Annotated in this window: 26 protein-coding genes; 7 read left to right on the top strand and 19 right to left on the bottom strand. The window is 38.0% G+C overall.

From position 1 onward, the window contains the following. Position 1 precedes the first annotated feature (1 nt). Together AN964_RS02310 and AN964_RS02305 are read left to right on the top strand one after the other, a co-directional pair. A complete protein-coding gene (locus tag AN964_RS02310; RefSeq protein WP_055738174.1) occupies positions 2–442 on the top strand; it encodes a DUF6114 domain-containing protein in 441 nt (146 codons plus the stop codon). Between the two features lie 58 nt (positions 443–500). Further along, positions 501–1517, top strand: a complete 1017-nt coding sequence (locus tag AN964_RS02305; protein ID WP_055738173.1) for a hypothetical protein — start codon at positions 501–503, stop codon at positions 1515–1517. Between the two features lie 18 nt (positions 1518–1535). Here the strand turns inward: AN964_RS02305 and AN964_RS02300 are convergent, their stop codons facing one another. The 8 genes from AN964_RS02300 to AN964_RS02260 all read right to left on the bottom strand — a co-directional run bounded on the left by AN964_RS02300 (position 1536) and on the right by AN964_RS02260 (position 9942). Next, the gene (locus tag AN964_RS02300; protein WP_055738172.1) at positions 1536–1955 is read right to left on the bottom strand and encodes a VanZ family protein; all 420 of its coding nucleotides are present in this window, start codon (positions 1953–1955) and stop codon (positions 1536–1538) included. 15 nt (positions 1956–1970) lie between these two features. After that, positions 1971–2630 carry an SOS response-associated peptidase gene (locus AN964_RS02295; RefSeq protein WP_055738171.1) on the bottom strand — a complete coding sequence of 220 codons (660 nt, stop codon included), beginning with the start codon at positions 2628–2630 and terminating at the stop codon, positions 1971–1973. 266 nt (positions 2631–2896) lie between these two features. Then, entirely contained in the window at positions 2897–3865 is a 969-nt protein-coding gene (locus tag AN964_RS02285; protein WP_055741103.1) for an ABC transporter ATP-binding protein, read from the bottom strand. 38 nt (positions 3866–3903) lie between these two features. Further along, positions 3904–4899, bottom strand: a complete 996-nt coding sequence (locus AN964_RS02280; RefSeq protein WP_055738169.1) for an ABC transporter ATP-binding protein — start codon at positions 4897–4899, stop codon at positions 3904–3906. A gap of 88 nt (positions 4900–4987) precedes the next feature. Continuing rightward, positions 4988–5914: an ABC transporter permease gene (locus AN964_RS02275; RefSeq protein WP_083489191.1), complete on the bottom strand. Its 927-nt coding sequence runs from the start codon at positions 5912–5914 to the stop codon at positions 4988–4990. Next, entirely contained in the window at positions 5914–6843 is a 930-nt protein-coding gene (locus AN964_RS02270; protein ID WP_055738167.1) for an ABC transporter permease, read from the bottom strand. Before AN964_RS02270 ends, AN964_RS02275 begins: the two co-directional genes overlap by 1 nt. 291 nt (positions 6844–7134) lie before the next feature. Continuing rightward, positions 7135–8823 (bottom strand): peptide ABC transporter substrate-binding protein, encoded by a 1689-nt coding sequence (locus AN964_RS02265; RefSeq protein WP_055738166.1) that lies wholly within the window; start codon positions 8821–8823, stop codon positions 7135–7137. 195 nt (positions 8824–9018) lie between these two features. After that, positions 9019–9942 (bottom strand): DUF1002 domain-containing protein, encoded by a 924-nt coding sequence (locus AN964_RS02260; protein WP_055738165.1) that lies wholly within the window; start codon positions 9940–9942, stop codon positions 9019–9021. A gap of 320 nt (positions 9943–10262) precedes the next feature. Between AN964_RS02260 and AN964_RS02255 the strand changes: the two genes are divergently transcribed. Together AN964_RS02255 and AN964_RS02250 are read left to right on the top strand one after the other, a co-directional pair. Next, positions 10263–11174, top strand: coding sequence for an LCP family glycopolymer transferase (locus AN964_RS02255; RefSeq protein WP_055738164.1), 912 nt, complete (start codon positions 10263–10265; stop codon positions 11172–11174). A gap of 160 nt (positions 11175–11334) precedes the next feature. Next, positions 11335–11553 (top strand): spore germination protein, encoded by a 219-nt coding sequence (locus tag AN964_RS02250; RefSeq protein ID WP_055738163.1) that lies wholly within the window; start codon positions 11335–11337, stop codon positions 11551–11553. A 154-nt stretch (positions 11554–11707) separates the two neighbouring features. Here AN964_RS02250 and AN964_RS02245 read toward each other — a convergent pair whose 3' ends face one another. The 8 genes from AN964_RS02245 to AN964_RS02210 form a co-directional block, all read right to left on the bottom strand. Next, positions 11708–12025: a PTS sugar transporter subunit IIA gene (locus AN964_RS02245; RefSeq protein ID WP_055738162.1), complete on the bottom strand. Its 318-nt coding sequence runs from the start codon at positions 12023–12025 to the stop codon at positions 11708–11710. 105 nt (positions 12026–12130) lie between these two features. Next, the gene (locus AN964_RS02240; RefSeq protein WP_055738161.1) at positions 12131–12448 is read right to left on the bottom strand and encodes a PTS sugar transporter subunit IIB; all 318 of its coding nucleotides are present in this window, start codon (positions 12446–12448) and stop codon (positions 12131–12133) included. Positions 12449–12614: 166 nt separating this feature from the next. Beyond that, complete coding sequence (locus tag AN964_RS02235; protein WP_055738160.1) at positions 12615–13058, bottom strand: DUF3284 domain-containing protein; 444 nt, start codon at positions 13056–13058, stop codon at positions 12615–12617. Between the two features lie 9 nt (positions 13059–13067). Continuing rightward, positions 13068–13244 carry a DUF3188 domain-containing protein gene (locus AN964_RS27645; RefSeq protein ID WP_161809196.1) on the bottom strand — a complete coding sequence of 59 codons (177 nt, stop codon included), beginning with the start codon at positions 13242–13244 and terminating at the stop codon, positions 13068–13070. A gap of 14 nt (positions 13245–13258) precedes the next feature. Beyond that, entirely contained in the window at positions 13259–13483 is a 225-nt protein-coding gene (locus AN964_RS02225) for a hypothetical protein (RefSeq protein WP_055738158.1), read from the bottom strand. Positions 13484–13568: 85 nt separating this feature from the next. Then, positions 13569–14975 (bottom strand): PTS sugar transporter subunit IIC, encoded by a 1407-nt coding sequence (locus tag AN964_RS02220; protein WP_055738157.1) that lies wholly within the window; start codon positions 14973–14975, stop codon positions 13569–13571. A gap of 588 nt (positions 14976–15563) precedes the next feature. Next, entirely contained in the window at positions 15564–16265 is a 702-nt protein-coding gene (gene chbG / locus AN964_RS02215; protein WP_055738156.1) for a chitin disaccharide deacetylase, read from the bottom strand. A gap of 106 nt (positions 16266–16371) precedes the next feature. Further along, entirely contained in the window at positions 16372–17691 is a 1320-nt protein-coding gene (locus tag AN964_RS02210) for a 6-phospho-beta-glucosidase (protein WP_055738155.1), read from the bottom strand. 462 nt (positions 17692–18153) lie between these two features. Here AN964_RS02210 and AN964_RS02205 point away from each other — a divergent pair, with 462 nt between their 5' ends. Then, positions 18154–18879: a GntR family transcriptional regulator gene (locus AN964_RS02205; protein ID WP_055738154.1), complete on the top strand. Its 726-nt coding sequence runs from the start codon at positions 18154–18156 to the stop codon at positions 18877–18879. 510 nt (positions 18880–19389) lie between these two features. After that, on the top strand, positions 19390–20562 hold the full coding sequence (locus AN964_RS02200; RefSeq protein WP_437177106.1) for a M20 peptidase aminoacylase family protein: 1173 nt from the start codon (positions 19390–19392) through the stop codon (positions 20560–20562). A gap of 53 nt (positions 20563–20615) precedes the next feature. Here AN964_RS02200 and AN964_RS02195 read toward each other — a convergent pair whose 3' ends face one another. Continuing rightward, a complete protein-coding gene (locus AN964_RS02195; RefSeq protein ID WP_083489189.1) occupies positions 20616–21281 on the bottom strand; it encodes a lysozyme family protein in 666 nt (221 codons plus the stop codon). A gap of 400 nt (positions 21282–21681) precedes the next feature. Between AN964_RS02195 and AN964_RS02190 the strand changes: the two genes are divergently transcribed. Continuing rightward, positions 21682–22539, top strand: a complete 858-nt coding sequence (locus AN964_RS02190) for a MurR/RpiR family transcriptional regulator (RefSeq protein WP_055738152.1) — start codon at positions 21682–21684, stop codon at positions 22537–22539. 32 nt (positions 22540–22571) lie between these two features. Here AN964_RS02190 and AN964_RS02185 read toward each other — a convergent pair whose 3' ends face one another. After that, positions 22572–23402, bottom strand: coding sequence for a carbohydrate ABC transporter permease (locus AN964_RS02185; RefSeq protein WP_205603391.1), 831 nt, complete (start codon positions 23400–23402; stop codon positions 22572–22574). Between the two features lie 10 nt (positions 23403–23412). Next, positions 23413–24720, bottom strand: a complete 1308-nt coding sequence (locus AN964_RS02180) for a carbohydrate ABC transporter permease (RefSeq protein WP_055738151.1) — start codon at positions 24718–24720, stop codon at positions 23413–23415. Positions 24721–24745: the final 25 nt, after the last annotated feature.

The following is a 24745-nucleotide window of genomic DNA, read 5'->3' as shown; positions in this document are numbered from 1 at the left end:
CATGAATCCTAGCATTTCAAAGAGAAAAAAATTTAAAAATTGGAGAATGAGCCGCCCATTTTGGGGAGCGACCTTGTCGCTCCTTGCTGGTATTATCATTTTATACATTCCTATACAGCTTCTTAATATTGCCTTTGCACCGGGAAACATGGTGGTAATCGGCCTTATCTTTGGCGGACTCATTATTCTCATGGGAGCTCTTGGTTATTTCTATCCAAAATTTAATGTTGTCTTTGGAATCGTTACGATCTTTTTATCGGTTCTTTCTGTTATGGGTGCACTCGGCGGTTTTCTAATTGGAACTATTCTTGGCATTGTAGGAGGTTCCTTGTCCATTGCTTGGAAATATGAAATGATCCAACCTAATAATGAAATAGGCGCACTTTCAAACGCGGAAGTCGCTGCAAGTTCGGTTCTATCTGAAGAAACTACTCAAAAATGAAATGTGCATAGATAGACATGCGCTTTTGTCTTATTTTAAGAAAATGGTGATAACCTTGGTGAAAAAAACTAGTTTCATAATCATGATTACCTTGCTTATTTTAGGTACTGCCATATCCCCCAAAAAGTTGCATGCGGATGCATCTGTACCCATGATTGATGGCTTTGTGATTGAGGCAGACAAAGTGGAAGGTGTTATGGGGATTCCAGGCATTATGAATGGTGAAACAGCTACCCAGAAAAATAAACTTATGCTTCGATTAACGTTCAGTAAAGCAACCATATATGGCCTTACTATTACGAAGGTGTTAAATACACCAAATGGTCCTGTCACGATTCAATTTAAATCAACAGGACCAGTGGAATTAACCAATATGGCAGTTGATGTGACAAAGATTGAATTTAGCGGTATATATCTCCCAAATAAACTGGGTGAGCTTGGGATGAAGAACGTACGGCTCGTTGCCCATATGCAAACAGCGGATCAGGCAATTCTTCCTGCTCTTGTTGCCAGTCTCGAAGAACAAGGAGCTAACCTGGATACAACAAGCGATTCAGATGAAAATTTACAGAAACAAGTGGATATTTTTAAAAAGATATTAGGAGATTCTAAGGATGGAAATCTCCAGCTTCCACTGGATGATTTAAATAAGATTTTACAGCCTGATAAAGAAAAAGACTCTAATGATAAGGCAGGTAGCAATCCGTTAAACGAAATAAATAAAATCTTACCACCTAGTGGAGAGGGAAAAAATGATGACTTAGAAAGTAAGAGTACAACTTCAGAAGACAAAAATATCAAACCTGAAAAATCAGATTCTAATACATCAAATGGTAATGAAAAACCAGGCAGGAACCAAAACAATCAGACTAGTGACAATGCACAACCAAGGGATAACAATAATCCAGTTATGAAAAATACAACTCCCGATACGTCTGAAGATACCACGAGCGATACCAAACAGAGTAAAGGCACAACAGAAGAACCTGTGCCAACTGGAGATACAAATTCTGGGTCCGCTAATGAAACAAAACATGGTGGATTATTAGACCTTTTAAAAAAGCTATTTCCATAACATAAGAGTAAGGAGTAGTTATTTAGAAACTACTCCTTTCCGTTCAGCATATTTCTTTTGAAAATACCTCACAATTAAAATTGCAATGATACAGCCACACGAGTCAATAATCACGTCCTTAAAAGATGCCGTTCTACCCGGCACAAAGGATTGATGATACTCATCCGTTGCAGCATAAATCGTTGTGATCTCCCAAGCAAGAAACGCTCTTTTTCTTAAAGCCATGAAAAAACATATCCCTAGAAATCCAAATGTCGTGATATGGGTAGCCTTACGAAAAATAAAATTCACATTGCTCGCCTGATCAGGACTCAAGCCGGTTAATTTTTCAATTATACGCTGTGTGTTGGAACCGGTGGAAGCTTGTGTTCCGGTAAAGTAAAATATCATGCAGCACAACAAAATTGCGATAATCCACCAAATTACTTCTTTTTTCATTTTAAAACCTCATTACTATAATGAATTGATCAATTCTTTTCCATCATTCTTCGGACTGTTCACAAGGGAGGAAATCGGATATGCTTCCATTTCATGATGATCATACGGGATAAGAACCTTTTTCGCTTCTTCCCCTACGTTTCTGTCCAGCCACATTTTTTCTGTTTCCTTCGTTAAAATAACAGGCATGCGGTCATGTATTTTTTCCATTAATGGATTTGCTTCTGTCGTAATAATCGTACACGTTTGCAGCTTTTCTCCATTCCGTTCCCAACGGTCCCATAATCCTGCAAAGGCAAATGGCTCTCCGCTTTTCAAACGTATATGATAGGGCTGTTTGGTGTTTCCATCTTTTTTCCATTCATAAAAACCATCTGCGGGTATGATGCATCTTCTTCTAGATAGGAGCTTTTTGAAGCTCGGCTTTTCAGCTAAAGTTTCTGCCCGTGCATTGATCATCTTATATCCCATCTTCGGATCATTGGCCCATGATGGCACAAGCCCCCATTTTAAAAAGCCACCCTTATTGCCGTGTTCCCCTTGGACCACAGCTAAGACAGCCTGACTCGGCGCAAGATTGTAACGGGGAGATAATTCAATCCAATCTATGTTCGTAAGTTCAAATCTCTCCAATAATATTTCAATACTAGAATAAAGATTGTAACGACCGCACATAAAGGAACACTCCAATTTAGTGATGTTAATTTATTGTATCATAGAAATATTGCATTAAATAATGAAAGTCTGTTTATCCCCACCTTTACAGGATTTCCACATTTCTTACCTCATTTTCATCACTTTTCTCATAAAATCCCACAGGAACCTTTGGTTTTTCCACACTTTCCCCGCCTCCACACGTTTTCGTGCACACTTCCCCCCTACAACATATAAAAATATCCATAAAAAAAAATAAACCGGGCTGTAACCACCACCCGATTGATTCATGTATATAAATGACAGGCAACATAATGTCCTGGTTTTGCTTCCTTCCACTCCGGCTTTGCCTGGGCGCATATATCCATCGCATGTGGGCAGCGTGTTCGGAAGACGCAACCGCTTGGCGGATTTATCGGGCTCGGAACATCCCCGGAAATGACAATTCGCTCTCGATGAAGGTTTGGATTAGGAACCGGAACAGATGACAGTAACGCTTTTGTATAGGGATGGAGAGGGTCGCGATATAGCTCTTCACTTTCCGATAGCTCCATCATATTTCCTAAGTACATCACAATTATCCGATCAGAAATATATTTTACCATCGCTAGATCATGGGCAATGAATAAATAGGTAAGCCCCATCTTCTTCTGCAGCTCTTTCAATAAATTTACGACCTGTGCTTGAATGGATACATCAAGGGCTGAAATAGGTTCATCACAGACGATAAATTTCGGATTTAGCGCAAGTGCCCGCGCAATCCCAATGCGCTGTCTTTGCCCTCCGCTGAATTCATGAGGAAAGCGATTAATATGATCCGGACTCAAACCTACCAATTCTAATAATTCTACAATCCTGTCATGCTTCTGCTTTCCTTTTACAATTCCATGAATGGTTAGCGGCTCACCGATAATATCTTCTACGGTCATCCGCGGATTTAAGGAAGCATAAGGATCTTGGAAGATCATTTGGATTTCGCGGCGAATCTTCATTAATTCTTTTTGATGAAGAGAAAATAAATTCTTTCCATTAAAAAGAACTTCTCCGCCTGTAGCCTCGTATAAACGAATCATCGTTCTACCGGCAGTAGATTTTCCACAACCGGATTCCCCAACAAGCCCTACTGTTTCACCTGGATAAATGTCAAAGTTTAAATGGTCCACAGCCTTAAGATGCTTATCTCCAACTTTAAAATACTTCTTTAAATCCTTCACTTCAACAAGAGGAGATTTTACTGCCGTTTCCTGATGATCCATGCTTTCACTCGTTTCGTTCACCATATATTTCCCCTCCTTTATCCTTTAACACTAGCCTGCGCCATATAATGATGCAGCCAGCATGCCGAAGTTTGCCCAGTCTCGATTTCTTTAAGCTCTGGTTCATTTTCCTTGCAAACTCTCATTGCCTTTTCACATCTCGCATAGAAGGAGCATCCTTTTGGAGGATCGATAAGGTCTGGCGGTGTCCCAATAATGGGCGCTAACGGCACCTTCTTGTCCATATCAAGGCGGGGGATAGATTTCAATAACCCTTTCGTATAAGGATGCTGCGGGTTATCAAAAATATCCTGCACCGTACCCGTTTCGACCACTTTTCCCGCATACATGACAATGACTCTATCACACATTTCCGCTACTACCCCTAAATCATGGGTAATCAGAATAATAGATGTTTCTGTTTTTTTCTGTAGCTGTTTCATCAATTCCAATATTTGCGCCTGTATCGTTACATCCAATGCAGTTGTAGGCTCGTCCGCAATTAAAAGTCTAGGCTGACAGGCAAGAGCCATCGCAATCATGGCACGCTGCCGCATTCCTCCAGAGTATTCATGAGGGTATTGATTCATTCTTTTTGCAGGTTGTGGGATGCCTACCAGCTCCAGCATTTCCAACGCAATCTGAAAAGCTTCTTTTCTAGTAACCTTATTATGCTTTAATACTGCTTCAATAATTTGATTTCCAACTTTACTTGTTGGATTTAAGGAGGTCATCGGATCCTGAAAAATAATACTGATTTCATTGCCGCGAATTTTCTGCATTTCTTTTTCCGGTAATCCTATTAGCTCTTTTCCGTTAAAAAGGATGGATCCACTTTTATAAATCGCTGGCGGAGTCGGTAATAGCTTCATAATAGATTTAGCGGTAACACTCTTTCCGCAGCCCGATTCTCCAACAATTGCAATTGCTTCTCCTTCTTTGACTTCAAAATTCACACCCCGAACAGCCTTCACTTCACCCGAATACGTTTGAAATGAAACATTCAAGTCCTTTACCTCTAATAAATTCCCCATATTATCTCCCTTTCCAATTCCGATTATTTCTAGGTAAAAAGTGGTTGGTCCATGAAGCAGGTCGTTATACAAAAATTCTTGCTCAGATTCATCTTGGATCTAGTGCATCACGTAATCCATCGCCAAAAACATTAAAAGCGAACATGGTGATAGAAATTAAGATAGCAGGAACGAAAAGCTGATAAAAATTGCCGATGAGGATGCTGCTAAGTGCTTCATTTGCCATCGTCCCCCAACTTGCTTTTGGAGCTGGGATTCCTAATCCTAAAAAGCTAAGTGTCGCTTCAGCAAAAATCGCTGTCGGAACGGTCAAGGTAATATTAACTAATATTGGTCCCATCGTATTTGGAATCATATGCTTGCGTAAAATCCACGAAGTTTTTGCACCTGCTGCATTGGCAGCCTGAACATATTCAGATTCTTTCAATTGCAACACTTGTCCCCGGACAAGTCGTGCCATTGGAATCCACCCCGTGATGGTCATGGCAATAATCATTGGGAAAATCCCACTATTATTCCCAAACCATACCATGATTAGAATAACCATTAGCAAATAAGGAATCGCATAAAGTACTTCTGCAATTCTCATCATAATATTATCGGTGCGGCCGCCTTTTAATGCGGAGATTCCTCCGTACAATACACCAATCAGAAAATCCATTAATGCCGCCATAAAACCAATAAACAACGATATTCTGGCTCCGTACCATGCCCGTGTGAACATATCCCTTCCCAATGAATCTGTCCCAAACCAATGCTCCGCATTCGGATGTAAATTTCTCTTCTTAAAATCTTGTTCATAGTACGTATATCCGTTAATATGAGTACCAATGCATGCCATAATGACAAGCAAAACAATCAAGATGAGACCAAGCATTGCCAGCTTATTGGAACGCAATCTCCTCCATACATTTGCCCAATAAGAGATGGTGGGACGTGCAATTTTTTCCGCTTCTTTATAATTGTCCTCTGCTGGTAAGAACATTTCTTCCGTTAAATGTAAGTCCTTTGCCATTATTTACTCTCCCCCGTCACCTTAATTCTCGGATCAATCCATGTGTAAGCAACATCTACAATGAAAATTAATAAGATGAGGATCACACTGTAAAAAACCGTTGATCCAAGTATGACTGGATAATCCCGATTAGAGATTCCTCTGACAAACATTTCCCCCATACCTGGAATACCAAAAATATTTTCGATAATAAAGCTTCCCGTAACAATATTGGCAATTAGTATACCGAGAACCGTCACAACTGGTAAAATAGCATTTCGAATTGCATGTTTGATGATAACCACACTTCTTCCTAAACCTTTTGCCTGTGCGGTTAAAATATAGTCCTGACTTAAAACTTCAATCATGCTGGAACGCATCAGTCGCGCAATATACGCCATTGGCATGGTGGCCAGCGATAGGGATGGCAACACTGTATGGGACCACGATGTCCATGTTGCAACCGGGAAAATGGGCCATTTGACAGCAAAATAATTAATAAGAAAGGTTGCTAGAATAAAGCTTGGGACGGAAATTCCAATGATTGCTAGAATCATAGAAAGATAATCTGGCCACCTGTTTTTATTCAATGATGCAATGACCCCGAAGATTAATCCGAAGCAAATCGCAATTACCATTGCCTGCAGCCCTAGATGAAGGGAGACTGGAAATCCATTTTTTATATAGTCATTTACGGTAATAGATTGTGATTTCATGGATGGACCAAAATCTAAGTGTATAAGTGACTTTAGATATAGCCCATATTGTACAATTTTGGGCTTATCCAAATTATAATGATGCTGAAGATTATCGTAGACAGCTTTTGGCATGGAGCCTTCTTTGGCAAAAGGGTTCCCGGGGATACTATGCATAATAATAAAGGTAAGAGTAATAATCGCCCAAATGGTAACCAGTGCCCAAAAAAACCGTTTTAATGTGTATCTTAACATGAGTGTTTCACTCCAATTCATTTAGCGTAAACAAATAGGTTTTTTATACGCTCGTCCAATTACATGTTGTTAAAGGCTGTTTTCGTTCAAAATGTTGTTTTCCGTCATTTTAATTACTCCCCAGTTTCGGAGCATCCTTTTCCAAGATGACCATGGAAATATATTAGGTTTTGGTTCAAATAAAGTCTGAGAATAGAGCCTTTATAAAAATAATGTTGAAAAAGCGGGGTATGCCCACCTGAGCATACCTCCTGGTTAAAGATTTATAACTGTGACAGTTCCTATGACTCCTTATTTCTTGTTGATGTCTGCGTAGATGTATTGCGGATAGCGGTTAATTGGTGTAAAGAATCCTGTTACGTAAGATTTAAGTGCGTATGGTTTTGTGTAGAAATAGATTGGGATAACTGGCATTTCGTCCATTAAGATTTTTTCTGCATCATGCATTGCTGTCATGCGTGTCGCAGGGTCCATAGATGTTTTCGCTTTTTTAATGAGAGCATCATAGTCTTTATTGCTCCATTTTGCGTCATTGTATGGTCCGTTTGACACCCATAGATCCATGAATGTCATTGGATCCACATAGTCACCAATCCAGCCAGCACGGGAGATTTGATAATCGCCGGCATGTTCGCGGTCGATTTTGACCTGGAACTCAACGTTTTGCGCTTTTACATTAACACCAAGGTTTTTACGCCACATTTCCTGAATGGCTTCTGCGATCTTTTTATGCCCTTCATTTGTGTTATACATGATTGTAAAGGCAGGCATTTTCGATAAACCTTCTTCAGCAAGCCCTTCCTTCAGAAGCTTCTTAGCCTCTGCAACATCTTCCTTAAATAAATCCCCGCCATTTTCTTGATAATCACCGTTTACATCAGGGATTCCAGGTGGAACGACAGAATAAGCTGGTTTTTGTCCGCCTTGTGCTACATCCTGCACAATGACTTTACGATCGATAGCCATCGCTAACGCTTTTCTAATCTTTTTATTGTCAAAAGGTTTCACTTTATTATTTAAGTTGTAATAGTAAGTGGATAAGTCTGGACCGTTGTGGAATTCAGGATTTTTAGATGCCATCAATTGTCCTTGAACATCCTGTGGAAGCGGATACACCATATCCAATTCCCCTGCCTGATACATTTGCCATGCTGTGTTTTCGTTGGCAATTTGTACAAAATCCACTTCGTCTAACTTGATATTGTCCTTATCATAATAATTTTCGTTTTTCACTAGCTTCATGCTTTCTTTATGCTTCCAATCTGCTAATTTAAATGGTCCGTTTGAAACATAAGTGGAAGCTTCTAAAGCCCATTTAGGGTTTTGTTCTTGTACTTTTTTATCAACAGGATAATAGGTATAAAATGATGTTAAATCAAGGAAGTATGGAGTTTGCTCTGCCAGTGTAACAACCAATGTCTTGTCGTCTGTCGCTTTGACTCCAACCTTATCTTCCAATGCTTTTAAGTCGGCTCCCTTTTTAGCTGAGTTAAACTCTACCCCGCCTTTTAAATAATAGAGCTGATAGGCATATTCAGAAGCTGTCTTTGGGTTAAGTGCATATTTCCATGCATACTCAAAGTCCCCTGCAGTAACTGGATCGCCATTCGACCATTTCATTCCATCCTTTAATTTGAAGGTCCATGTTAATCCATCCTTGCTTATATCCCAAGATTCAGCCATACCAGGTTCAATCTTGCCTTCAGGTGTTTTCTTTGTTAATCCTTCGAAAAGACCTTCTAATAACCAGGAGTCATGGGTACCTTGTGCCGTGCCTGGATGAAGTGATCCGGGTTCCTCTGTATTATTGAGGTGTAGGATTTTTGGCCCGGCATTAGCATTGTTTTTGTCTCCTCCCGTATTTCCATTAGATGATGGCTTTGGTGAGGTATTTCCTTGTCCACTAAAACACCCCGAAAGAAGCAACATTGCAGCAAATAGTACCGAAGCAAGCGAAAACAACGTCTTTTTCTTTCTCAAACTATTTCCCCCTTTGAAATATAAACTATGAGCAACTTAAAATTGCTGCACCCAATAAAATCTATTAAAAATATCCTATTTATATTCCTAAAAATTACTTATTTTCTTTTAAAAATTTGCGCTAAAAAAATAAAAAACTGACTGTTAGCACGTAACAGTCAGTTTTTTATACTACATAATATTAATCAATACGATTTACCCAAATAGTCCGCTAAAGAAATTTCCTATTGCCTGAAATAAACTTTTGAAAAAGTTGGCGACACTTTGCCAAAAGCCTTTATCTCCGGCCGCTTCTTGCAGTTTCTTCTTAATATCAGAGGTGATGCTTCCGAGCTGGCTTTTTACATTATCAAAATTAATATTAAGTGAACGCATTTTATCAAATAATTTAATAAGCAGCTGACGGTCCTCAGGACTTAGTTCAATTTTCAACGTTTTTAATTTATCATCCACAATCTTCTCAATATCTTCTTTTGTAGCAGGGTGTTGGTTCGCAATTTCCTGTTTAATCTCTGTTAATAATTGCGTTACTTTATCTTGGTCCAAGCCATTTTTTTGCGAAAGATCGGTTGCTAGATTTAATTCCTGATTCGCAACTTCCATACGATCCTTGTTCAGTGTTGTTCCAGATTTATCATAGGCCTTATAAATTCCAACTAGCGCAGATTCACCAGTTACTTTTATTGGTGAAGCCACATCAACAGTTGCATCCTCAACCCCTGCAGTAAGTAATGCATTCGAATACATATCAGATGTAACTCTTGTAATATTGTCCGGAGTTACAATATTGACAACGATACCATTACCTTTATCTTTTCTTGTTATTTTTGCGGAAGAATATAAATTGGAGTTCGGATCCCCATTAATATATTTGACAAGGTCAGAATCTGTAACAGTGATTTCCTTAACCTGGCTGCTGTCTGTCACATTAAACACTTTTCTCATTTCATCCTTCTGAGCAGGTGTCAAGGTTTCCCCATATACTACAATAGGCGATCCGTATTTTTCATCATAACCAGTATCATTACTGTCATTGCTTGATGCTTTTGCCACACCATTCAATCCTATTCCTAATAGGAAGATTGCTACTAGAATAAATCTACTTAGCATTTTTAACATTTTTTGTTTCTCCTTTTGTTCCCTTTTTGGCATCTTTTCTATCAGTACAAAGAAAATAATAATTTTTTGATAAAAAAACTATCAATAATTAAGAAAAGATACTTCATCATCTCTATTTAGTTGTATCACATTTTAGACGTTTTTTCGCAATTTAATGTTTCACTTTTTAATGAAAAATGGGTATACGTCCCATTTAAACCTTTACAAATCAACTATTCCGACAGAACTTACCATCCAATTACGTTTTTAATTTTTTCTGTCTAAACAAACAATAAGCTTAATATAGCTATAGATGCCTGTTGTAGAAGTGAGGCAATAAGATGAAAAAAATAATAATCATTATGGCAAGTATTGTTGGTATTTTGGCAATTGGGATTAGTGGATATGCATATTACGTCTATCATACGGTAAAAAAAACAGCCGAACAAATGCATGAACCTAATGTTAATGAAGAGCCGCCCCCTGAGGTAAACATTCCTGCTAATCCAAAACCCATTTCGATTTTATTGATGGGGGTTGATCAGCGCAAAGGGGATCCTGGAAGAACAGATACCCTAATAGTTATCACTTTAAACCCTAAAAAGGAAAAAATGGTGATGGTAAGTATTCCACGTGATACTAGAACAGAAATCATTGGCAACGGAAAAATGGATAAAATAAACCATGCCTATGCTTTTGGCGGTACAAAAATGTCTATTGATACGGTTGAAAATTTCGTTGGTGTTCCGATGAATTATTATATTCGTGTAAATATGAAAGCACTTAAAGAGCTGGTAGATGCGGTCGGAGGAATTACCGTACAAAATAATATTGACTGGTATGATGAGGGTTATTATAAAAAAGGCTACCATTATAAAAAAGGGCAAATAACCCTAAACGGTCCGCAAGCACTAGGATATGTCCGCATGCGCCATCTAGATCCTAAAGGGGATTTTGGCAGAAATGAACGGCAACGCAAGGTCATTACAGCCATCATCCATAAGGCTGTAAACATATCCTCCGTTACAAGAATCACGGATATCCTTCATGCACTTGGAAAAAACGTTAAGACAAACATGACCTTTGACGAAATGATGAATATACAAAAAAATTATCGGGACAGCCAAAAAAATATTATTCAATATGAGGTTCAAGGAAAAGGAGAAAGAATCGATGGAATTTACTATTTAATTGTTCCTCAAGAGGAAAGAACTAGAATGATGAATGATTTAAAGGAGAGTCTGAAGGAATAAAAACGGCATAATAGTACGGTTCTCATTGTAACTGGGAAAAGGAACCTATCCCTCTGTTTCACACCATTTTACAATTAGGCATATGATGTAGCATCCGATATTTATAATTTTAAAGAGCGATATTACCTAAAAATACCAATTTTAAAAAGGAATGATGAATATGCCAGCAGTAGTAGGGCCAATACAAATTGATAAAATCTTTGGAGGAGTTGCTGGAGTTGGCGACAGGGTATTTATAAGTCCAGAAACTTCAAGTAAGGTCATTTCTGGCTCCGGAGATCTTTGTACAGGAAATTTTGTATACATGGAAAATCTATTTGACATCAACACAGACTTTGCACCGAATGTAGCGAGTGAGCCAACGATTTTCAACTATTAATTTAATGGGTGCTAAACAGCACCCAATTTTAATTCCTCACTATTGTTTTTATATTTCGAACACAATAACTGTTGAGCGGCTAAAATGTATAATAAAAAGATCATTACAAAAGCAATTTCGTAATGACCCTTATTTTTATATTCATCTTAGGATGTTACTTGTTTATTTTTTTGTACATTTCCACCATTTCTTTAACCAGTAGAGCAATCGTTTCTGTACTCATTAGTTGGTCTTCTGCATGCATAAATAGTAAGGAAAATTCCACCTTATCTCCAGAAGCTTCTTTTTGAATTAACCCTGCATGAACTTTATGTCCTTCAACAAAATATTTATTAGATTCCTCTAATTTTTCTTCAGCTAGAGCATAGTCGCCGCTTTTGGCAGCAAATAGAGCTTCCATAGCTAGACTTCTTGCCGTACCAACATTACTAATAATTTGAAATCCTATCATATCCAAATTTTCATCCACCATTTATTTCAACATCCTTCATTCATTTGAACTCCTTACTACTGAGTCAAACATATAATAACTCATAAAATTAATATTCCCTGCAGTGATTTTCTTTTCAAGAATGGATTATTTATTATCAATTAATTTAATGGCTGCCTCTAAAACATTTTCACCCTTCATTAATCCATAGTCTTGCATGTTAATAGCCTCGACTGGGATATTTTTCCCATCCAATTTTTTCTCAAATTGAGCTTTCATATAACGAACTTGTGGGCCAAGTAATAATACATCGACATTCTTTTTCTTCAAAGTATTATCCACTTCAGAAGCAGAAACCGCAAAAATATCAGCTTCTATCCCTTTAGCTTCAGCTGATTTTTGCATTTTAGTGACTAATAAACTCGTACTCATTCCCGCAGAACATACTAACATAATTGTTTTCATAAATTTTCCCTCCAAATTATTTAGGGTTGTTTTATTAAAAGGCTGTTTACGTACTATTTGTTTTTTCGTTTTTATAAATGCTGAGGAGGATTGGTTTCGGGGCGTCTTTTCTTATAAGGTTTATCGATTATTAGCAAAAATTATGATATATTCGTATTTTGTAAGATTACAAAATACTTGACTCTATCTCTTCCCTTGAATAACTAGCTTCAATTTGATTAAGCATTTCATTAAACCTCTTTTTTTTCAGCCTAGACCAAATAATACCGACAAAGGCATCATTTAGTTTTTGAAGATAGCCGTAGGATTCCATCTTTTCAGAATAGTGTAATTCACAGTTTTCTCCAGTAAGCGGACGAACTTTATAAGTTACTGTAAAATCATGTATATTGCTAGTTGTTCGATACTGATAGGATTCATTTTTGGTGATTTCTTCAATCTTTACTGTAGCCTGGTTATTCTTGGAGAAAGTCTTAATATATTCGAATCCCGGCAGTTGACTTTCAACCACCTTTTTTCCCGTTTGCGAATGGATATCGGACAAAACTGATTTTATAATTGTCTTATAAAGAAATTCAGCCGGCACATTCATTTTTCTTACTATTTCCACTAGAATCACCTAATCTTTTTTCTTTTTAATCTTCCTTTTTTCCCTAAAAACCATAAAAGCTCCAACTATAATAAGAAAAAGTGCAGTAGTCAAATTAAAAATATTGTATTCCCCTGTTCGCGCATTTGCACTAATAAGTAACAGGATACAGCCAATACTGGCGAGAAATAAGCCGTTTTTAACCATGGTGTTCATCCTTTTCATTCAACTGGGGCAGATCGAAAATAAAGAACCGACCCCCACGGCTGACTTTTAATAGCTGTTTTTGCTAGTTTTGATGCTTGTTCCAAATCATTTGCGTTTGTTTCAAAATAAAGATTGATGCCCTTTTTTTCTTTAAAGGAAAATTGTATCCCTTCTTCGTTATAATTGTTTAATAGTTCAATGATTTTATCTTGCTGTACAGCAGAGCAAACTTCTATCATTTTCTTACTCCTTTCCAAATGAAAAAGATTGGTGAGCCGCTCCTGCGATAACGACGAAAGTGACCCACCTATCAGTGAATAATTCTTATGCGGCTTTATCCTCTGTTTTTGCAGTCACTTTATTTGCAGCAATAACAAATGGAACCCAAATGATGAATGAAACAGCCATGGCAACTAATGTAACAATTGGGGCACGCCAGTCTGCTCCAGTGGCCATGAAGGACAACAATAACGGCGGAGTCGACCAAGGTATCGCTACCGAAACAGGATTAACCCATCCCCATATTGTTGCAAAATAACCGATTGCAACAGACACAACTGGTGCAATCAAGAATGGGAAGAACATAAGTGGGTTTAGCACAATTGGCAAACCGAACATGATTGGTTCATTAATATTGAATATCCCAGGTCCGACAGACAATTTCCCAACCGCTTTATAATCTTTCCGTTTTGAAAATAGGAGGATTGCCAATATTAAAACAATTGTTCCTCCAGAACCGCCGTACCAAGCATAAGCATCAAAGGATCCACGAACCCACTTGTATCCATGTGCAAGAACCTCTGCGGTTCCGCCATGTTGGAAAAGGTTAACGTTTGTCAATTGAGCTACTCCGAAGACTCCTTCCAAGATTGGGGCAAGAACGTTCGGGCCATGGATTCCGAAGAACCAAAATAGTTGAACGAACAGGGTAACTAAGACAACTGCTCCAAATCCTTGGGAAAGTCCCAAAAGCGGTAACGCGATCGTTTTTTGCAACCATTGTAAGAACGTCATATCCGGTACGATGAGAGAGAATATCCAATAGAAAATAGCAATAACATATAGGGCTACGGTAGCCGGAATGATGGATGCAAAAGCTGTAGAAACTGCAGGTGGAACCGATTCCGGTAACTTGATTGTAATATCCTTCAACATCAATTTAACATAAATCATAGTAGCCACAAAACCAATAATCATTGCGGTAAAGAAGAAATTAGCGTCCAAATTATTCAGCGGCAGCCATCCCCAGCCAGCAGCTGTAATGCTCTTTGAAGTAGCAGTCCACCCAGCAGCATTAATGGCATCTACAGTGGCCGGATCTAGCTTTAATCCTGAGATTCCACCAGAGAAGGAGAACGTAATCCCCGCAATCGAAGCAGCAGTTGACACAATTCCTCCCGCTAACTCGTTTACTCCGTAGATTTTCGCAATATTGTACCCCCATGAGAAAACAAATATTAATCCGGCAATTGCAAGGGTACCATTCCATACATAACCATTGATTGTAATAATTTGTTTAATGACCGGAATGGTGTTCCCATCATATCCATCAAAAAATTGTGGCGGCAAATCCCTCAAAATAGCGTTAAGCATAACCGCCACGGAACCAGCCATTGTTGCCGGCATAGTCCCAATAAATGCATCTCTTAATGCAACTAGATGCTTTTGACCCCCAATTTTAGATGCAATAGGAAGGAAATATCTTTCCAACCATGCAGTTATCAAATTCATCCATATACCCCCCTAACAATTAAATTAAAACATGTTATAAATCTCAGGAAATTGTGTAAAACGAAGCGGAGTGATTAAACCATCCCTTGTCTTACTTCAAATGCATCCCCCCTCTCAAGGATGAATGGACTAAATTATTAAAACGGTGAAACATCTTTCAAAACTGCCCGCCAATATACTATGAATCTTGAAAGCATAGGAAAATTCCATTACATTGATGTTTTAGGATGATAGATTATTGGAAAAGTTTGAATCTGCTGAAATAGCAAAGTATGTGTGAAAGCGTTTACCGATGATGTCAAAAAAATTTTGAAGTTTTTTAGTTTAAAGCCAATAAGTGTTCTTACTTCTTTTTGAAACTTTTGGGAATGAAATACACGAATTTAGTTTGCTGAGGCATTTCTTACAATCTCGATACTATACACGTTTGTTTTTGCCATTGCCCTCCTCTCTTTTGGAATATTTAGTTTTTATTACTCATATTAATTATAGTAACAAATACTTATTTAGGCAATACAAAATTAAATTTGTTATTACAAATTTTTTAATAAAATTAAATTAGGAAAATAAACCCTTATTCACACGGGTTTATTTTAATGTGATGGATTCCGGCAATGAAACATGTGTTAATATATGAGTTTCTTTCGCACGAAGCACATTATAGGAAGATCCGTTAAGCACCTCCTGATCCACAAATCCCGGGTGAGTCATGATCTCAGCCGTTTGTCCATCCATTACCTTTTCTTCCAAGGAATAAAAATAATCCTCACTTATCGATTCACCGTAAAAGTCATCCAAGAAAACATCGCTATAGTACGGTAAATCAAATGCGTGGCTCGGTCTCCTAACTGGGAGATTATATTTATCGGACAGCCTCTTCACAATGGGGTAAAGTACGTCCCATCCATGAACATGATGATGGCTATCAAAATGATTTGGAGTAAGACCTGCTTCGTAAAATGCCTCAATTTGTGCAGTCCATTCACGTTCCAATTCTTGTAAATCGATATCCAAATGCTTCATCAAATAGGCTAAAGATTTAAAGTTTCCATTCTCATCGACCAATGTTTTTACATTATCCACTAACGGCTTGCCACAAGTTAAAACTAAATGAATCCCTACTTTCAAAGTTGGATATTGCTTTGCGAGTTCCACTGCATGTCTGGTGCCAGACATATTCATCATCATCGTAGTAGAATTGACGATCCCGTGCAGATGACTTTCAATGATGCCATAATTTACACCTGCAGAATACCCAAAATCATCCGCATTTACAATCAGCTTTATCATTTTACAGTCCCTCCCTATTTATAGTTGTCTCTCATAGTTGATGCTCCATAGGAAGCTATGCATCAACAATTAACCTAAATTAAGTAAAAAGGCAGCATTGCGCTACCTAGTTATGAAAGAATTGCGGCAAATGTTCTTTATGTGCCTCCAACATTTCATCCAAAATGAGTTTGCCGACACGATCATTTGCAACAAGCGGATTAATGGTCATGGCCAGCAAAGCTGTGTTGTAATCGCCCGTCACTGCCGCTTCCGCTGCAACTCGCTCGAAAGATTTAATTTGCCCGACAAGCCCTTGGACTGCAACCGGCAATTCACCAATGGCAATTGGTTTAGGACCATCTTTCGTAATGATACAGCTTACCTCAACGGCGGAATCTGCGGGAATTCCAGCAATTGCTCCATTGTTGATTGTATTGACTGGCTGTATATCTTTTTTATCTGTATAAATAGAATGGATCAAACGTACGGCAGCATCACTATAGTAAGCTCCACCGCGTTTTTCCAATTGCGGCGGTTTTACATCAAGATTAGGGTCTTTATAAAGTTCAAACAATTCCGCCTCTAATTTCTTCACTACTTCTGCTCTTGTTCCTAGCTCCTTTGCATTCTTCAGCTCTTTTTCAACCATATCGCTTCTTTTGTAATAATAATGATGGTAAGAGCAAGGAAGAGCATTAAGTGCTTTTAAAAATTCTGGTTCCCATTCCAGTGCCGGCACATTTTCAACCGTAATGGCATTATCCGGATTAGTGATGAGATCAATGACTTTATCTTTAACACTGACACCGTCAAGGAAAATATCCAATCCGTAAACCATATGATTCAAGCCTGCAAATGTAATGCGTACCCGACTATGATCCACATCTAACAAGCGAGCAACTCCCATTTCCATACCGATTGGCACATTACATAAACCGACAACCTTTTTAATATTGCTATAGCGAAGAACGGCCTCTGTCACCATACCTGCAGGATTTGTAAAGTTAATTAACCATGCATCCGGGCACAGTTCTTCCATTTCTCGGCAAATATCTAAAATAACCGGAATCGTTCGAAGACCTTTAAACAGTCCGCCGGGTCCATTTGTTTCTTGACCTAATACCCCATATTTAAGCGGAATTCTTTCATCCTTTGCTCTTGCATCCAGTAAGCCTACTCGAAATTGAGTCGTAACAAAATCAGCATCCTTTAATGCTGCACGGCGGTCTAATGTCAGATGAACATTAATAGGCAGACCGGCCTTTTTGATCATTCTTTTCGCTAGATCCCCGACAATTTCCAACTTTTCTCTTCCCGCTTCAATATCTACTAGCCATAGTTCGCTGATAGGCAGTTCATCATATCGTTTAATGAATCCCTCCACAAGCTCCGGTGTATAGCTAGACCCCCCACCTATCGTAGCAATTTTTATTCCTTTTGCCATGAAAATCCTCCTCCTCTTGTCATTCCTCAAGTAAGTCAATAATTAACCGTTTTTCACTTTTTGCCCATTCAAAAATTTTTATTCTATCAAATTATAGTAAGAAGAAGGTAAACTCCCTTCTTACTTAACCATTAAGATATTAAATTTCCAATCTTAAAGTCTTCCTATTGTAAACGTTTACCTCTTTGAATATTATTATAATTACAAGTTATATCATATGCAATACAAAATTAAATTTGTAATGACAAGTTTTTATAATCATTACTCCCTAAAAAGAAACAATGGATTATTTGTCTCTGTTTATGATATAAAACAAGTATACATACAAATAAGATTCACCAGAAACTACTCACAACCAGATATGCCAATATTGTTCGATCTGCCCATCTCATCCTTCATAAAGGCTTGTTTAAGCAAATCGACCAACAAAATATTTTTTTGCACAGATAAAGGAGGATTCTTGTGGAAAGGGAAGGAAATGGAGATGCCTTACATTTTAAAGTGAAGGAAGCCATCATCCAATTAATAAAATCCGGAGAGTATACTCCGCATACACAATTACCGACGGAAGCGGAGTTTTGCGAGAAATTCGGTGTAAGCCGCACAACGGTGAGAACCGCACTTCAACAGTTGACACTAGAAGGATATGTATATAGAAAACAAGGAAAAGGGACATTTGTCTCAGGTCAAAAAGTGAAACAAGTACTGACGAATACGGTTAGTAATTTTACCGAACAGCTCACAACACAAGGGAAGAGCCCCACCATAAAAGTGATCGGTCTTACTGTCATACAGTCAGATGCATTTCTTGAGGAAATATTCACTTTGCAAAAAGGGGATCCCGTTAATATGCTAGAAAGAATTCGTTATGCCGATAATGAACCGTTACAATATGAGATTGCCTATTTACCTTGGAGACAAACGCCAGGCCTTAATGCAAAAGAATGTGAAAAATCGTTGTATAGGCTTCTTGAACATCAGTTTGGATTAAAAGTAAAAAAAACAATCGAGTACTTAGAATTGTCCCATGCCGATAAAGATATTGCCGAAAAGTTAAAGGTTAAAGTAGGGGCACCATGCTTTTCTCTAATCACCTACGCCTATTTAGAAGATGGGACACCTATTGAATATTCCAAAACAATATTCCGTGGGGATACTGCAAATTTCGTTATTGAGAGACATTATTAAATAATGAATTTACTTCGACAGTTATTGCGGGAGGAAAGCCTCAGTAGTCCAGGTATCGTAGGGCTTTACACTTTTTTAATCAAACGTTTGATTAAAACCTTTATGTCAAATATTGTTTTTGCACCTCTAATAGGAGCTTTGGACAGAAGCTCTTTTTTTATGCCCTTTGAGTGATCTACCTAATAATAAGGGAACTTTTTAACGGAAGTGACATAACATTTAGTAATACGAAAAAAACCAATTCACATCTATGATTCATCCACAAAATAACACTTCATTTATCTTTGAAATTATGCTATGTTCGAAAAAATATAAACTATATGAAAGGCTGTTTTCGTAACGATTGTTGCAATTAGTAAATGTAGACTTAATTTCGAGCATCTTTTCTCAAAAGTTATTTATTCTTAATTCAAATAAGATGTTTATTAGGTTTTCGTCTACAAAAGCAACTCAGTTTAAGAAAAGAGCCTTTGCTACAACGAAGAAATGGAAGGGATTTTAACGATGGGAATGTTTACAGAAGACATAAAGGATATACAAGCGGAGGTAATGGGGATTTTTGAATATTTACATGCCCATCCTGAAGTAAGCATGAAGGAATTCCATACAACGAAATTTTTGAAAGCCAAATTGGAAGAGTTGGGATGCAAAACTCTTGTATTTGAGGATTGCCCAGGAGTTATAGCAGAAATTGGGGATGGCACACCTAAAGTAGGGGTACGAGCTGATATGGATGCCCTTTGGCAGGAAGTGAATGGAGAATTTAAAGCCAACCATTCATGCGGGCATGATTCCCATATGACCATGGTGTTAGGTACATTAATGCTTTTAAAGAAGCAAAAGTCATTACCAAAAGGAACCATTCGCTTTATCTTCCAACCTGCAGAGGAAATTGGAGAAGGAGCGAAAAAAATGATTGAAAAGGGTGTTGTGGACGATCTTGAATTTTTATATGGTGTCCATGTTCGCCCTATTCAAGAGACTGAAAACGGCAGAGCCACGCCTGCAATCCTTCACGGCGCAAGTAATCATATTAGCGGTACGATTATCGGCGAGGATGCCCATGGTGCACGCCCGCATCTTGGCACAAATGCGATTGAAGTAGCTGCGTCCCTTGTCCATGAGCTGGCTTATATTCATATCGATCCAATGATCCCTCATTCTGTCAAAATGACAAAGCTTCATGCAGGCGGGGAAAGTGCAAATATTATCCCCGGTCAAGCAACCTTTAGTCTCGACTTACGGGCACAAACAAATAAGGTTATGGAAACCCTTATTGAGAAAGTACAATCAGCGGTGGACTCGATAGCCGAATTTTATAAAGTAAAAATTAATTTATCGATACCAGAGAGCTTAGCAGCTGCAACAGTCAATCCGGAAGCGAAAATGATTATGGCTGAAGCAATATCAGACGTCCTTGGCCGAGATAAGCTAGATGAAGCACTTGTGACCTCAGGAGGCGAGGATTTTCACTTTTATTCCGTTAAACGCAAACACCTTAAAGCAACTATGTTAGGGCTTGGCTGCGGATTAACTCCGGGACTTCACCACCCTCATATGACCTTTGACAGAAATGCAATTCTTTCAGGAATGCAAATATTGGCTACAGCTGTTTTGAAGACAATGGATAAGAACACTAAAAAAGATGACTCTGTAAGTCCTAATCAATTTGTTTCAAACTGATGAACCAAGGAGAAACTGCTCCTTGGTTTTTGTTTGGCTTTTTTCGTCGGCCTCTAATTCTCTGGCTTCATCGAGATAGTTCTTTCGTTTATTTTCTCCATATTCTTTTTCAATAGTTCAAACTTTGCCTGGACTTTTTCCGCATACGTGTAGTCACCAAAACAATATGGATAGCGGAAATTGCCCTTAAAACCCCCGCAAGTATATAAATCCGGGTGATTTTTTACTTGCTTTTCAGAATAGGATTTTGCTAGTTTTTCACTATGTTTACTACCATTTGCCGCTACATATTCTATATAACCCGGCCCCATATTATAGCTTTGGATTATCGTATTCAAATCCACTTTATTTTTTATCCCGAGATGGTACATTTGGTAAAAATGATATACCCCCTGTTGGATACTCACCTGCTTATCTTGTATCTGGTTTCGTTTTAAACCTGCTGATTCTGATGCTTGCATTAAATCTTGTCCTTCTCCCCTGCTTTCTTGATACATAATGGCAAGGAGAAGCGGTGTGAACTTTTCTAAACCATATTTCTTTAGTTCTTTTTTAACATCTAATTTATATGATAAAACCTTATCAGTTTGTTTTTGAAATAAAAATGGAACATATTGTGTTAATAAATCTTTAACCGAATTTCCCCGTACTGCAAAAATTGCAAATACTATAAGCACTAAGAGGAAAACAGCAACAAAGGATTTCAATTTCTTGACCACGATGTTTCCTCCGTTTTTCACTATTTTATTGTGAAAATTTATTTATGATTCATGCTTTTATCGTAACATATTTCGTCCACAAAACGGTTACACATTTTTTACAAATGTGTAAAACGTAACTATCATCAAAATAATGGAAAAACCGCGTAATATAAACGCTGAACGGATTAATTTTACAGATGAATTGGAAGCAACATCTCGTTATTTAGGTCTTTTTACCCAAGACAAAAGAGAGATGTGAAGTTTAGTAGTTCGGATAATGTGGATAAAAGATTATTTCACAAACAAAATCTCAGTTGAATTTTAAATGTGACCTTTTCCTATCTTAATTTAAAAGTACCATTTTGATTTTATTGTATACTTAAATAAATAATACAATAGCGAATGAAAGGTGTTCACAATGTCTAGATTTCAATCTTTCCCTTGTCTCCCCAGAATAAAAACCATGTATTCTCAATTTAGTGAAAAGGAAAAGGCCATTGCGGATTATATTTTAGAGGATCCACAAAAAATAATTCATAGCACGATTAATCAGGTTGCCGATGATTTATTTGTAGCTGATGCGACCGTTTTTCGTTTTTGTAAACGAATTGGGTTTAATGGCTTTCAATCTATGAAAATAGCATTAGCTTCCGAAATTGTAGCGCCTATTAAAAATATTCACGAAGAAATACAGGAAGGAGATTCGGTGAAGGTAATCGCCGAAAAAGTGTTTAAGGCTAATATTCAAACGTTAGAGGAGACACTTCATACTTTCAGTGACAGCAAAATGGAAGATGCGATTAAGCTCATTTTGGAAGCAAATGTGGTCGGATTTTACGGGAGCGGCGGATCTGGTGTTATCGCAATGGATGCCCATCATAAATTTATGCGAACCGGCATTCAGTCCATGGCATATACAGATTCTCACTTTCAAATCATGTCCGCAGCACAATTAACGGAACAAGATGTAGTTGTCCTTATTTCTCATTCGGGCTCGAATAAAGATATCATGGATGTTTTGCAAATTGCCAAGAAAAATGGAGCAAAATCAATTGGGATTACAAACTTGGCAAAATCACCTTTAAGCCAAAAGGTAGATATCCCGCTCTATACGATCTCCCAGGAAACGGACTATCGCTCGGAAGCCCTATCATCACGGATTGCCCAACTTAGTATTATTGATAGTCTTTATGTCAATGTAATGGCAAGGCGGGATAAATTCGGCCAAGAATCCTTGCAAAAAATGCGCGAAGCAATATCTCTTAAAAAAATATAACATCGGATGAGATATCCATCCGATGTTTTTCGTTATTCTTTAACGGATCCCTGTGTAAGACCAGATACAATTCTCCGCTGAAAGATAAGAACCAGAATAACAAGCGGTACTGTAACAACAATGGATGCTGCTGCAATTTCCCCCCACGGAATCGTATATTGTCCTTGGAACAGCGCGAAGCCTACCGGAACTGTCTTGTAATTTGTATCGGTATTTATCGTTAAAGAGAAAAGAAATTCATTCCATGCTGCAATGAAGACGAGAATAGCTGTTGTAAAGATTCCCGGAGCCGCTAACGGGAAAATAATTTTCCAGTATGTTTGCATCAATCCCGCTCCATCAATCTTTGCCGCCTCCTCCAGGTCATGAGGAATCTTTCGGAAAAAGGTTACGAGAATCCAAATGGATAGCGGCAGCGTAAAGGTTGTATACGGAATAATTAACCCTAAATAAGAGTTGGTTAGTCCCACATTTTTCAAAAAGATATAAATTGGCGATATCGTTGCAATTTGCGGGAACATGGAAACGGATAAAACAATCCCTAATATGACTGTTTTCCCTGTAAATTGAAGTCTTGCTATAGAATAAGCGGCGAAAGATGCAACAAATACAGTATAAATGGTGGTAATAGAAGAAACGACAAAGCTATTCCATAAATAGCGGACAAACGGATAATCAAAAAAGACGGACATATAGTTTTTCCAGGTTGGATGAGAGGAAAAGGGTGTAAAAGCTTTATCCCCAAACAATTCTGTCGCTGGCTTTATCGAACTGAGCAGCATCCATAGGAAAGGAAACATGACGACAAAGACGAATATCAATAATACGACATAAAATAACCATCCTGTTTTTCGATTCACCATGAACTCCCCCCTATTTCCCCGATGAATCCTGCAATAAATCTTTGCCAAGGAATTTAATATAAATCATCGAAATGATGGCAACACATATAAAAACAATAACAGCTAAAGCGGAACCATTGCCAAAATTGGTTTGCGAGAACATGACTTTATAAGCAAAAATGGAAATTGTTTCGGTAGAGTTTGCCGGCCCGCCACCGGTTAAAACCCAGATTAAGTCAAATACACGAAATGCATCGAGTGTACGAAAAAGTAAAGCAACTAACATACTAGATTTTAAGAGTGGAAGGGTAATATTCGTAAATTGTTTCCATTTGGATGCCCCGTCTATGGATGCAGCTTCGTACAAGGAGCTTGGAATGACTTGTAAACCGGCAAGCAGTAATAAAGCCATGTACGGAGTAGTTTTCCAGACATCCGACAATATCACGGAAACAAAGGCACCCGTCTGTGTTGTTAGAAGGCTGCTCATATGATCTACTAATCCGACTTTCTCAAATATCTTTGCCACTACCCCATTTTGACCATCATATAGAAATTTCCATATTAACGCAGAAACTGCAGTCGGTATCGCCCATGGAATTAAGATGGAGGCACGAATGAGTCCTCTTCCTATAAAGGCCTTATTAATGACGAGAGCAATGGCAAGTCCAAGAATTAGTTCAATAGCAACCGAAATGACGGTAAAAGTAAAGGTATTGCCAAGAGCTTTCCACATTCTTTTTTGAGATAAATCGTCCTTATAATGCGCTAGTCCAATAAAATTCGGTTTTACGATAACCTGATTCAATGCCGATGAGAGGCCCAGCAGTTTTTTGCTTTGATCAGGTTTGGTTGCAGCAGAAATGGATTTTAATGCGTTGTGAATTTGATCGGTTGATGCCTGAATTTGCTTAGCCAGCTTTCTGTCTATTTTGATAAAAGCCAGACTGGAATCTATTTGTTCAAAATTCATTAGCTTTTCGTTTACCGTTTTATATTTATCCTTTATATCCGGGTCAGCTTGGATTTTTTTATCCAAGGCTTGAAGATTTGTTTTAAGCTTATTTAAATCATCTGCTGCATGTCCTTGTCGTATCTCTGCATCGATCCCGCTGATTAGAAAAGGATAATTATCTAAGTAATCCTTCAGATTGAACGAGTAACTTAGGTGAGTTTCCGATTTCGTTGGACTATTTAACTTCAAATCAAACAAACTAAAATAAAAGGATTGAATAACAGGCCATATTGCAATTGCAGCAATAAGTATTAATGCCGGCGCGACTAAAGCATACGCTTTTATTTTTTCAGAGGATTTCTTTTGCTTGCGTTTCTTCGGCAATTCTTTCGCTCCTTTCTAAAAAATG

Source organism: Heyndrickxia shackletonii (genome assembly GCF_001420715.1).
In the GTDB taxonomy this organism is placed as follows: domain Bacteria; phylum Bacillota; class Bacilli; order Bacillales; family Bacillaceae_C; genus Margalitia; species Margalitia shackletonii.
This window is presented reverse-complemented; position numbering and strand designations above follow the sequence as displayed.